The sequence below is a fragment of the Siminovitchia acidinfaciens genome (assembly GCF_003605385.1).
Classification (GTDB): Bacteria; Bacillota; Bacilli; order Bacillales; family Bacillaceae_C; genus Siminovitchia; species Siminovitchia acidinfaciens.
This window is the reverse complement of record NZ_QYTV02000004.1, coordinates 230,949-243,446: the sequence shown is the minus strand read 5'-3', so window position 1 is coordinate 243,446 and position 12,498 is coordinate 230,949. Positions and strand designations below refer to the sequence as shown.

At 34.5% G+C, this 12,498-nt stretch carries 8 protein-coding genes; 3 read left to right on the top strand and 5 right to left on the bottom strand.

Going from position 1 to position 12,498, the window contains the following annotated elements:
* Positions 1–67 precede the first annotated feature (67 nt).
* From D4T97_RS11100 to D4T97_RS11085, 4 genes are all read right to left on the bottom strand, one after another.
* A complete protein-coding gene (locus D4T97_RS11100; protein WP_126050657.1) occupies positions 68–1,093 on the bottom strand; it encodes an LCP family protein in 1,026 nt (341 codons plus the stop codon).
* A gap of 87 nt (positions 1,094–1,180) precedes the next feature.
* Positions 1,181–2,224 carry a CDP-glycerol glycerophosphotransferase family protein gene (locus tag D4T97_RS11095; RefSeq protein ID WP_235872237.1) on the bottom strand — a complete coding sequence of 348 codons (1,044 nt, stop codon included), beginning with the start codon at positions 2,222–2,224 and terminating at the stop codon, positions 1,181–1,183.
* 121 nt (positions 2,225–2,345) lie between these two features.
* Positions 2,346–2,744, bottom strand: coding sequence for a glycerol-3-phosphate cytidylyltransferase (tagD, locus tag D4T97_RS11090; RefSeq protein WP_126050655.1), 399 nt, complete (start codon positions 2,742–2,744; stop codon positions 2,346–2,348).
* A 130-nt stretch (positions 2,745–2,874) separates the two neighbouring features.
* The gene (locus D4T97_RS11085) at positions 2,875–3,927 is read right to left on the bottom strand and encodes an acyltransferase family protein (RefSeq protein ID WP_164525545.1); all 1,053 of its coding nucleotides are present in this window, start codon (positions 3,925–3,927) and stop codon (positions 2,875–2,877) included.
* Between the two features lie 334 nt (positions 3,928–4,261).
* On the opposite strand from D4T97_RS11085, the gene D4T97_RS11080 reads away from it, so the two are divergent.
* Positions 4,262–7,198 (top strand): N-acetylglucosaminidase, encoded by a 2,937-nt coding sequence (locus D4T97_RS11080; RefSeq protein WP_126050651.1) that lies wholly within the window; start codon positions 4,262–4,264, stop codon positions 7,196–7,198.
* Between the two features lie 80 nt (positions 7,199–7,278).
* Here D4T97_RS11080 and D4T97_RS11075 read toward each other — a convergent pair whose 3' ends face one another.
* Positions 7,279–8,922: a glycosyltransferase family 2 protein gene (locus tag D4T97_RS11075; protein ID WP_235872221.1), complete on the bottom strand. Its 1,644-nt coding sequence runs from the start codon at positions 8,920–8,922 to the stop codon at positions 7,279–7,281.
* Positions 8,923–9,128: 206 nt separating this feature from the next.
* Between D4T97_RS11075 and D4T97_RS20970 the strand changes: the two genes are divergently transcribed.
* A complete protein-coding gene (locus D4T97_RS20970) occupies positions 9,129–11,252 on the top strand; it encodes a CDP-glycerol glycerophosphotransferase family protein (RefSeq protein WP_126050649.1) in 2,124 nt (707 codons plus the stop codon).
* Between the two features lie 414 nt (positions 11,253–11,666).
* Positions 11,667–12,485: an ABC transporter permease gene (locus tag D4T97_RS11065; RefSeq protein ID WP_126050647.1), complete on the top strand. Its 819-nt coding sequence runs from the start codon at positions 11,667–11,669 to the stop codon at positions 12,483–12,485.
* Positions 12,486–12,498 lie beyond the last annotated feature (13 nt).

Sequence of the window (12,498 nt, the reverse complement as noted above, 5' to 3'; positions counted from 1 at the left end):
ATCTTGCTTGTACTTATTCATAAACAAAAAAGGACGCTGATTTCTCAGCATCCTTTAGTCTCTTCAGTTATTCCTGTGTAGCAGGTTTGGCAACCTCAGTACCATCGTATGTGGCGATATCCAGGTGGTCTTTCAGCTTGCCTTTTACTTCAGCAAGGTTATCCTCATCCAATTGCCAGTAATAGATGTTTTGGCCCTGGCTGTTCATGATCCGTGTATCGTGACCTTCAATCGTGTAACTCTCAATATCTAAATCACCGGAAACCGCGTAATCAATAAAAGCTTTAATTTCATCGAATGTCATGTCTGTCCGCATATTGTCTCCGATTGCATCAATCACTTTTCCATACTTGGCTATTGAAGCTCCGCTAGCCGCCTTTTTGGCGATGGCTTTCATGATTTCCTGCTGGCGTTTGCCGCGTTCGATATCATTGTCAAGCTTCCGTGTCCTTGCAAGTGCAAGTGCTTCCTCTCCGTCAAGCTTTTGCCAGCCTGATTCCAACGAAATGGCGCCGGCTTTATCTCTGGAATTCTGTTCAGAAAATGCATAAGGAACATCCACGTCAATTCCGCCTAGTGCATCGACAACTGCCATGAAGGCTTCAAAGTCAAGACGGACATAATAATCAACCGGAATTTCCAATAAATCCTCAACAGTTTCAATGGTCGCGCGTGGCCCGCCGTAACTATGTGCATGGTTGATTTTTGTGTTATAGCCGACTTCTTTGATGTAGACGTAAGAGTCACGTGGAATCGTCAACAACTTTACCGATTTTTCCTTTTCGTTCAGTGTAGCGAGCATCAATGCATCAGAACGTGCGTTTTCAGCAAATCCACGCTTTTCACTTTCATCGATCCCGATAAATAGAATTGAGACATTATCAATATGTGGGTCTACTTTTTTATCACGGAGATCCGACTTTCCGCGTGCATCAAAAAAGGCCCCGCTCATCATGCCTTCAGCTTTCTTATATAAATAGGTGCCGTAAGAAGCTCCTAATGCAGCTACAAGCAGCAAAGGAAAGACGGCAAACCAAAATATGCGCCTTCTACGCTTTCGTTTTTTTGTTAATGTAGCATTTTGTCGTCCCATTTGGGTTGAACTCCTTTTCAATGTATATACGCTACTCTCTATAATACTATCATTTGGGTTTACCGTACATACCTATTATTTAGAAAGTTACCCATTATCTGCACCTGTCACATTTTCCCCTTTTGCGTAAATCGCCTGAATCAAGCGGGTACTGGAGGTTCCTGTCGAAAATTCGTTCCACTCATTTGCAAAGTTTACAATTTGATTAAAGTCAAAATCATATTTTTGTATGGCCTCAATCAAATCTTTTGTATTAAAAACAACCGGGCCTGGAACAAGCTGCTCGTACGGTTCCCAAAAACCTCGGGATTTTTCGTATTCCTCCAAATCATATGCAAAAAAGGCCATGGGTCTTTGTAAAAGAGAAAACTCAAATGGAATGGATGAGTAATCTGAAATTAAAATGTCGGTCACGATTAATAGCTGATTGATATCTGGGTGGTTAGATACATCGAATACAAAGTCAGGGTAGTGATTGGAAAAATCTAAACGGACCGCAGGATGTAGACGTAACAATAATATATATTCATCTTTGAATTGTTGATGCATTTGATCGATGTCCAGCGGAAGGGATGACACATTGAATTCATTCTCGCGATATGTGGGAGCATATAAAATGACCTTCTTCTGTTGAATGAGAGGGAATTCCTTTATTAAAGCATCGGCAGCTTCCTGCATGGCCGTCTCGTCAAAAAAGAAATCCGTTCGTGGAATTCCGGTACGGAGAAGGTTCTCTTCTCTGATCCTAAAACTTTCAAGAAAAATATTAGCCATTTTTTCGCCGCCTACAATCACATAATCGAATCGGCTGTATACCTTTTCAAATCGCTGGAGTGCCTTTTGGGATCGATTTTCAATGGAAGGATCCTTAAGTCCAAATTGCTTAATGGCACCAGCGGCATGCCAAAGCTGGATGCATTTTACATTTGGCTTAAACTGGATTGATGCCAAAAAGCCAAAGTAGTTGTCAATAAAAATCACATCTGAAGTCGCTAAATGATAAATGGAGCGAATCCAATCCATAAGATGCTTGGGTTCAAAGTTTAATACAGTTCCTTCAAAATCCACCCGGCATGAAGCAGTTTTTAAAATAACAATTTGGTCATCCGTCTGCCTATTCAGCTCTTTCATCGTAAACAAAACATTGTCCCCAAAGGAAGCAACGAATGTTGTTTTCTTCTTTTGGGGACAAAAGCTGAATAATGTAAAGAAAAAGCGAAAAACAAACAGATATAGCTGGATTGCAGCTTCCCTAACCATTATTCGCTTTATTTAAGTCATTTTTAATTTTTGTTGTGGAAATGCCTACTGTTCTTGGAAGGTATACAACATCACAGTACTCCTTTAAGAAGTCAAACTTTCCTTCCCAGTCATCGCCCATTACAAAGACATCAACATTGTGCTTTTGAACATCTTCTACTTTCTGTTCCCATGTATGCTCGGGAATAACCTCATCCACATAGCGGACAGCCTCTAGAATAGCTTTGCGTTGCTCAAATGTGTAATACGCCTTTTTTCCTTTTAAGGCGTTAAACTCATCAGAAGAAATTGCCACAATCAAATAATCCCCGTATTCCTTGGCTCGGCGCAGAATATTAATATGTCCTGTATGAAGTAAATCGAATGTTCCATACGTAATTACTTTTTTCATCGGAAACCTCCGTAATTTTAAACTTTATTTATAAATATATCACAGGTAGCAATCATAAAGAATGGATTAAGAAACTTTTAATCCTGACTAAATAAAGTGTGATCTTTAAAGCTGCACCTTTGATAATTTTCTATCCAGCTAATTCTCCGTTCTGATCTATCCGTTTTTTAATATTACCTTGTAAAAGTTTACGCTTTTTAATTTTCCCTACAATAAAGGAACCAAACGGTATTACAGAAATCAATTTAACAGTAAAGATTGATGCCAATAACGATATGACAAATAAAACTGTGACATTTGCAAGGTAGCTAGAAAATAAATTTGAAATATAAGTTGCAAATATTCGCTGATATTGCCAATGGATTAAATAAATGCCAAAAGAGTAGTTACTAATTATGTTAATAAGATTATTATTGGGAATTAACTGCCCCCAAGCTAATATTGCAGAGCTAATAGAAAAGACTAAAGGAAACAAATCTAATCTTCTTGAATGCACACCTCTTATGCCTGCTTCATATGAAAAGTAGACGATAATTAATGAAATTGCCACTAATAATAGCGTCCACCAACGATAACGAAAAAGAAATAAAGAAATTCTGCTATAATGCTTACCAATTATAAACGCAAATGAAAAGTATCCCAACCATGCTATAATTGGAAGTTTATTCATATGTGAATAATCCCCTAGATTAACTAAGCCACTATTAATCATATAAAGGTAGGAAAACATTAATAGAAGACTAGTAGGCAAAAACCACCTCATGGCTAACTTAAAATGTACAACTAAATGATGGAGAGCATACAACTGAAAAATCACTAAAATAAACCATCCTACAAAGTTTCCGGTGAAAATATTTTCTAGGATCTTTTCCCAAATCAATATATTTTCATTGAAGTACTTTGAAACCAGGGCATCGATAATACCGAAGGATATAAATGGAATTAATATAAATTTAATTCGCTTCTTCCAAAAGTTATCAGGCATCTTATTAGAATAGCGATTAGCTAAAATGATAATTGAGAGGACAATGAACGTAGGGGTTGCAAAACATAGCAATATTCTCCCAAGGGAATAGAAATCATTCTGTAAATGACCAACAATTCTTGAAGTTTGAGTAGTGCTATGAAGAAAAACAATACTTAAACAAGCAACAGCCCGTAGTAAGTTCCATTCTTTAATCATATGGCACCTCTTATAAAATTTTGCAATGCTAAATAAAATCATAAATTAGTTGAGACGAATAGTCAAACCCCCGTAAATGTCAATAGAAAAAATAAAAATCTTTCCTAATAGGTTAAGAGTATTAATTTGATAGAAAAAAAGGAAATACCATCCACTGGATGAATTAATTGGTTTGACAAGGCAAAAAAGTAACTGAAAAACTTACTAAATATGCTATAATTAGACAGTCATTATTCCAAAATGTTACTAGTATGACGAGAATTAGGAGGCCGAGTACATTGTTAGGATAATATGGCTTTCTTTAACAATATATGAAAATATAAGGAGGAAACCCATGAGGAAGTTATCATTTTTTATTGCAATACTCTTAATTTTTTCTTCATTTCCAAATCATTTACTAGCTGAAGAGGTTATCAATGAACAAACTGACAGTGAATCAATTCCTGCTATTAATAATAGTGAAAAGGAATCAAACCCATCGCCGGAAAATGAAGAAACAACTGAAATAAAGGTTGAATCCCAATTTGATGTTTCAAGTCCGGTAGTAGAGAAAAAAGAGGAAACTGGAAAAATAGAAGATTCTACTGAAGCACCCTCAAAAAAAGAGAGTCATGAGGAATTAGACACTTCTAAGCCAATTAAAGAGAACATTAAAGTAAAAGAGTCTATAGTAGAAGACAACAATTCTGGGAAAGCAATACTAGATGTTCAAAGTGGAGAAAATCAAGCGTTTCAAATTCAAGCAACGAATGAAATCGAAGAAAAAGGAACAAGTAGACTTGGGCATATTCGAAATTCAAATGTCAAAATTTATTCTGACTTGAGTTTGCAATCGTCAATCATAGCAGGACCGACCTATACTCACCATGTTTACTATATAAAGAAACAAGCGATTGTTAAGGGGCAGACTTATTACCTAATCAGTAGGCAGCCTAGCAGCGTTCGAGGTATTGTAGGCTGGGTAAGAGCGTTAGATTTATCCACCCAACAGCATCTGTTGGCAGATAAAAGTGCAAAAACCTTTTATATTAAAGGAACAGGCAGTGCATATAGCAAAGCTTGGGGAGGGAGAAAGGATTTTATCTACCCTGACCTTTCAAAATATAAAGGCCAGATGTTCGCAGTACATTTAACCGAGACTGTTGGTAATAATATATGGTACCGGGGAAAACTAAATGGAAAAACAGTATGGATTCATAGTGGTAATGTTTTTGAAGTGAAAGAAAGTAAAACTAGCAAATTAGGTCATATTAGAAGTTCAAAAGTTAGGATCTATAATGATTTGGGTCTTAATTCTTCTATAGGAGCAGGATCAACTTACACCAATTATGTTTACTATATAAAGAAGCAGGCTTTAATTAATGGTGAAACTTATTATTTGATTAGTAAGCAGCCTAGCAGCGAAAGAGGCGTTATCGGGTGGGTAAAGGCCTCAGACCTATCGACACAATCACATCTAGTAGTTGATAAGCAACCAAAAACATTTTTTATAATAGGAACAGGCAGTGCGTATAGTAAGGCATGGGGAGGCCGGAAGGATTATATATATTCGGATCTTGCCAAATATAAGGATCATGCGTTTCAGGTTCATTTAACCGAATCGGTTGGAAAAAATGTTTGGTATAGAGGAAAGTTAAAAGGAAAAACAGTATGGATTCATAGTAAGTATGTAGGTGAGTCAAAAGAAAGTAAAACTAGCAGGCTTGGCCATCTAAAAAGTTCAAAAGTAAAGATATATAGACCAGACTTTAGTTCCGCTTTTACAGCAGGATCGACTTATACACACTCTGTCTATTATATAAAGAAACAATCTATTATAAATGGACAAACGTTTTACCTAATAAGCAAAGAACCAAGCAGCATTAAAGGCTTAATAGGCTGGGTAAAAGCAGCAGACATAACATCCCATCCTCACGTAGTTGTTGACAAAGAAAATAAAACTTTTTATCTCAAGGGAACAGGCAGTGCGTATAGTAAAGCATGGGGAGGCCGTAAAGACTATATTTATCCTGATCTTAAAAAGTATTCTAATCAAGCTTTTAATGTTCAGCTAACGGAAAAAGTTGGAACAAGTATTTGGTACCGAGGAAAGATAAATGGAAAAACAGTGTGGGTTCGCTTTAGTGAAGTTAAAGACTCTAGTACAAGATATACTGATTATAATTTAACATTCCAGGAAGCTGTAAATATTCAAATGAAGAGATCCCCACAAACCGACAAGTATCGCAATCAAAATGCTTTTATCCATAAAGATTTTGTTGATATTGTTAGATCAGGAGTTATAACAGGGAGTTTAGTAAGATTGCGAACAACTCCCGAATTCGGCGATAATATTTCTACAACTGTAAACAGTGGAACAAAAGTAACAATCTTAGGTACAGTTGATGGAGATTTACATGAAGGAAGTAGAACGTGGTATAAAATTAATTATAATAAAAGCACTTTATACGTACACTCCTCCTTGGTTAATCCGAATGCAATGGTAGGTACAACTACTGCTAACGTAAATATTCGGGAATCCGCTAGCTCAAATAGTCATGTTTATGCAACTCTGCCTAAAGGGACCCAAGTGAATATTATAAAAGAAGGTAGTACATGGCATGAGATTAGCTATGGTGCATGGAGAAATGCAAAAGCCAGTGATGTTGAACAATACCTGAATCCAAATGAAAATAGCCCCTATCAGCACCTATTATTAACTTCAAGTGTTGGCGTCGGTGCAACCGAATTAAATAAAGTTTTAGTTGGTAAAGGTGTATTACAAGGGCTGGGACAAGCATTTATTGATGGAGGAAAAAGGCATTCTGTTAATGAGATATATTTAATATCACATGCGTTATTAGAGACTGGACAAGGGACATCTAATTTAGCTAAAGGTATTGAAGTAGGAAAGGATAGTAGCGGAAAAGCTGTACTTGTTACTTCAAGTAATAGAAAAAGTTTAAAAGACATCAAAAAAGTTTATAATATGTTTGGAATAAAGGCATATGATTCTTGTCCGAATACTTGCGGGGCCATCCACGCCTATGAACAGGGATGGGATACTCCTTATAAGGCGGTTGTAGGTGGAGCAAAGTTTATTGGTGAAGATTATATTCACAATCAATACAACCAAAATACTATTTATAAAATGAGGTGGAACTTTATTTATCCGCCTAAACAATATGCGACAGATGTAGGATGGGCTGTTAAACAGACAGCTAGAATAAAATCGCTATACGATCAATTAATTAATCCTTCTTTAGAATTTGATATTCCTAGGTTTAAATAATCGGATACCTTACACAAGAAAAAGCACCTGATTTCAGAAGAAATCTGGGTGCTTTTTCTTGTGTAAGGTATGATGTTTTTTTATTTAATATTCACACCAAAGTTATCTCCTATTGTTGTATAAAAGTCAATTGTCTTATCATCAAAGTTTATAATTTTGCGTGTATCCATTTTGATGAAAAGCTTTAGATAATTACTATATTTTATAAAGGTAGCATAACTGGCACTGGTGAGAGTAGCTATTTGCTCATAAGGAATTTTAACTTCATATTCATGAGTGCTAACTTTATTTAGAGGCAGTTCAATTTGATTTAATTCATTATCCCTTTGGCGGATAACAAATGAATCCATCTCATTTATTTGATCGCCATATACATTAAGGCGCAATAATAATGAATCAGTATCCTTGCTCGAACTTTTGTGGTATGCAAGCATATTAACTCGCGTGAATTGGTTCTCATTATTCAATGGAAGAAGATAATAGGGTAAACCATCTCTAACTATTGTGTTCTTAATGCTCTCATTTAAACTCCAGTTTATTAGAGAAGTAATATCATCAAATCTTTCCTCTTTAAATAGCGTAACAAGGACTTTATGCCATGGTTCAAAAAAAATCTCAGTAAAATCGTAATTTAAATTTTTGGTTGTCTCTAAAACCTCGCCGAACTTTTCAAAATACTTTTCCTTTTCTTTCGAATTTAAGAAATGTTTCCTATTAAAAAGCCTTGTAATACAGTCAAACTCATACAACCTATTTAAAATCATTTTTTCGATTTTTTCAGGCAATTGTTTATCGATAACATATTTAATTACCTTTATATTGGTGTCTGTTTTTTCAAATATAGAAGTTGTTGTTGTAAAACTTTTGTTTTCCTTCAATCGGTTCGCATAATAAATAACATCATCTAAAGTAGATATTGTAGAACATTTTGTTAACACATCAATGAAAAATTGCTTATCCTCAGCAAATTTCATATTAGGAAACTTAATATTGTTATCTTTTATAAAAGTTGTCTTCATCATTCTTGCGGTTGGGCCTAAATGATGAAATAAATGTGGAATAGAATATGGGTCAACAAAATCTCTCGCCATACAATTATTATATTCTCCAACAATCTTCATTCTTTTATCTGTTACTTGAATTGTTTTTCCGATAGCATAGTCGTTCCCTGTTCTTTCCAATGTTTCGTACAGTAATTTCAAACCATTTTCACTAAACCAGTCATCGGAATCAATAAAAATGATATACTTCCCATTTGCTAAATTTATACCCAAATTTCTAGGGATAGCTGGAGATCCGGTATTCTCTTTTAAGAAAACAGGAATGACATTGGGGTATGTTTCTGAGTACTCCAAAATTATTGTACGAGAATCATCGTTAGAACGATCATCCACAATAATAAACTCTATATTTTCAAAACCAATTGTTTGATTAATTACAGAATCGATAGTTTTCCGTACAGTTAATTCGGCATTATAAACAGGCATTACAACTGTGACTTTATAATTGGTGGTTCTGTTTTTCACATGAATATAAAATCCTTCATCATTATATGGGTAATCCTCTGTGGAATCTCTCTGATTCTCTAAAGAAATATTTTGGCTTTCTACAGAACGGTTCGGTATTTCTAAAGATGTGTTTTTTTTCTCAATAGAATGTTTCGGCTGCCCTGGCATTGTCTTATCTGCTTTTGCAGGTGAGAATATACGTTTAAAAAAACTCAATTCCTTCTCCCCTTTCATTAAAATCATTATACTTCTTTAATTTTGTGTAAATCAAGGTAAAACTAATACAATAAAAGGGGGTCTATCAGTTATGCCGCATTGTTGCTACTTAGATAAACTATTCTTTCTCATGGCTAATTGATTACAATGGTATGTATGGTATATAATTTTGGCTGTAGGTTTTTTTGAGAGGAGTATTACCCACCATGATTAAAAGCAAGTTAAGAAATAATGAAATGACAAATATATATCTAAACGACAAAACGTACACAGTAGAGTTATCGGTCAAAAAAAGTTACATTGATGGGTGGGATGACTATTACTTTTCAATGAAACAGCGAGATGGCGTTGATGAGATATTATTACCGTTCAATGTTAATACAAATGAAGCCGAAGAATTTATTATCGTTAAACTCTCATTATCAACTAATGATTATCCTAAACTATTTTTAGAAAAAAAGATATGGGATGTATATATAAATAGAAAGAAAGATGTAGAAGTAGTACAGTCCAGAATAAAAAGCACAAACGATTATCTTCGGTTTTATTCAATTGTACTTCCCGATCAAAATAAAATGTTTTATCCATTCACTACAAAAAATAGAAGGTTATCTTTTTTTTGTAATGATTATTGCTTATTTGCAAATGTAGAGGAAGTTAAAAACTCAGGAAAAGAGATTGCCTTTTCAGGCCATTTTAATTATCCTCCACTATTTAATGAGAATGGTTTTACTGTAAAAAAAATACAGATGGTACTAACTAATAATATTAATGAGAATATAAATGTCGTTCCATTAGAGGTAGTGGAAAGAACCGATCTCTTTGATAAGTTTAACGGAAATAAATTGTTAAAGAGCGCCGGCTTTAGGGGGAAACTTAATATTAATACCGAAGTTGACTTAGAAAGAAAATTATTCCATAAATTTTTCTTAAGAATGACATACGAGAAGGACGGAAAGGTTGAGTCAATTCAGAGCAATAGAGTTCGTTGGATTCAAGATAGGATAGAGACTCAAAAAAAGATTGTGCGGTCAGTAAGGGGTAAAATAAAAATCCTAGTAAAACCTACCAAAAAATCCAAGTTTCTGTCCTTGCAAATTTCCAATTATAATTTCAAAGAAGAGTTTATTCATAATGCGAAAAGAAAATGGGTTGAATTTAGAAGAGGGAAATTTGTGCAAAACATGTACAGACGGGCTTTTCACCTCTTAGGGAAAATACCTGCCAAAAAGAACTTAATTATTTTTGAAAGTTTTCATGGTAAGCAATATAGTGATAGCCCTAGGGCAATATACGAATTTATAAGAGATAACAATTATGAATATGAAATGTATTGGAGTGCAGATCGCAGGCATGTCCCATATTTTGAACAATTAGATAGGGTTAAATATCTTCGTCGTTTTTCTATAAAATGGCTATTAATGATGGCTAGGGCAAAATATTGGGTGACTAATGCCCGTCTACCTCTTTGGCTTCCAAAACCAAAAGAGACCATTTATCTTCAAACCTGGCACGGTACTCCACTTAAACGGCTCGCAGCCGATATGGAAGAAGTTCATATGCCAGGAACTAATACGGAGAAATATAAAAAAAATTTTTTATATGAAGCAAGCAAGTGGGACTACCTGGTTTCGCCGAATGCTTATTCAACTGAAATTTTTAAACGTGCTTTTGGGTTTGAAAAGACAATCGTAGAATCCGGATATCCAAGGAATGATTTTCTTATTAACAACAATAACGAAAAGACGATTAGAGATTTAAAGGAAACTTGTAATCTTCCTATTGATAAAAAAATCATACTATATGCACCTACATGGCGGGATAATCAGTTTTATGCAAAAGGTAAGTATAAGTTTAATTTGCAACTTGATTTAGATCGCTTAAAGTCCGAATTTGGCCATGATCATATTATTGTGTTAAGACTGCATTACCTGGTAGCGGAAAATCTTGACCTCACAGGATACGAAGGTTTTGTATTTGATTTATCAAAACATGATGACATTAGGGAACTCTATCTTATTTCAGATATCATGATTACTGATTACTCATCTGTTTTCTTTGACTACGCCAATTTGAAGCGTCCTATGATTTTCTTTGTTTACGATATTGAGGAATACAGAGACAATTTACGGGGGTTCTACTTTGACTTTGAGGCCAAAGCACCGGGCCCTTTGGTAAAAACTACAGAAGAATTGATTAATGAAATAAAAACTATTGATGAGTTTGGGTTTGCTCGAACTAAAAACATTGAAGAATTTTATAGCAGGTTCTGTTACCTGGAAGATGGACGGGCAAGTGATCGGGTTGTTAAAGAAGTGTTTGGTAAATAGTTGTGGTAGTGAGCATACCCTTATATATTGGTAAGGGTATGCCTTTTGGTTTTAATAGTTAATTCTATTCTTTGTCATAACAAAGCTCAATGTATCATTTCAATAGAAAAAATAGCATACATGGTAGAATCTTACAAGGCATTAATATAAAGAGTCGCTAGGGGAAATATATATACGGTTAATGAATATGTTTATAATTAATATAGACTTTAATTATAATCTGATTACAAATTGAGTAGGTTAGATGATCCAAATTTTTTGGCCGCGAATATTGTCTTTTACATTTGCTGCTTGTATAATTTATAAGGATATTCTTGAGAAGAATCCTTCTATAGAAGGCAAAGAAAAATAAGGGTCTTGTTTTTAAAGCTTGCAGCTTGCACATAAGATCAAGGTTTTGAAAGGACATATTTAATGAAATCTGCATTAACAGTAATTAAAGAGCAAGTTGAACACTTTTATTTAATTAGAAGGCTTTCTTTATATGAATTAAAAAGTAAAAACAAAAATAATTATCTCGGAATGGCATGGGAAGTTATTAATCCAGTTATTCAAATTCTTATTTACTGGTTTGTGTTTGGAAGTATCCGCCAGCGGGCTGATATTGAAGTTGTACCAGGAATGGAAGTCCCTTTTATTCATTGGCTCTTAGGCGGGTTTGTTTTATGGACTTTCTTTTATCAATCTACTATACAAGGTTCAAAGTCTATTTATACCCGGCTTCGGATGCTATCAAGGATGAATTTTCCTATGAGTGTCATCCCAAATATTGCGATTTTTTCTCAATTTTACACTCACTTGATATTGTTAGGAATCACTTTTCTCCTCTTCCAGTTATCTGGTTATTTTGTAAGTATATACTTTTTACAGATTATTTACTTTATCTTTGCAACGTTTTGTTTAACCTTTGCTATTTCTCTAATTACGTCCACTCTTTCAACAATAATTAGGGATGTTCATATGTTTTTAAATGCTACATTGCGTATGATGTTATACCTATCCCCAGTACTGTGGCAAATTACAATATTAGATGAGCCGCTTCCTACAATATTAAAATTGAATCCCTTGTATTATTTAATTGAGGGTTATCGATCGGCACTATTTGGAACTGGCTGGTATTTCATAGAACATTGGCAGTACTCATTATATTTTTGGGGAGTAGTCATCTTGTTATTTTTATTCGGTGCCAAAATTCATGTGAAATTTCGAAGGCACTTTATCGATTATTTATAGATGGTTGTGATAA

Coding starts and splice junctions, on each gene's coding strand:
- D4T97_RS20970 (WP_126050649.1), top strand. CDS start 9,129: ATGATTAAAAGCAAGTTAAGAAATAATGAAATGACAAATATATATCTA.
- D4T97_RS11085 (WP_164525545.1), bottom strand. CDS start 3,927: ATGATTAAAGAATGGAACTTACTACGGGCTGTTGCTTGTTTAAGTATT.
- D4T97_RS11065 (WP_126050647.1), top strand. CDS start 11,667: ATGAAATCTGCATTAACAGTAATTAAAGAGCAAGTTGAACACTTTTAT.
- D4T97_RS11100 (WP_126050657.1), bottom strand. CDS start 1,093: ATGGGACGACAAAATGCTACATTAACAAAAAAACGAAAGCGTAGAAGG.
- tagD (WP_126050655.1), bottom strand. CDS start 2,744: ATGAAAAAAGTAATTACGTATGGAACATTCGATTTACTTCATACAGGA.
- D4T97_RS11080 (WP_126050651.1), top strand. CDS start 4,262: ATGAGGAAGTTATCATTTTTTATTGCAATACTCTTAATTTTTTCTTCA.
- D4T97_RS11095 (WP_235872237.1), bottom strand. CDS start 2,224: ATGAAAGAGCTGAATAGGCAGACGGATGACCAAATTGTTATTTTAAAA.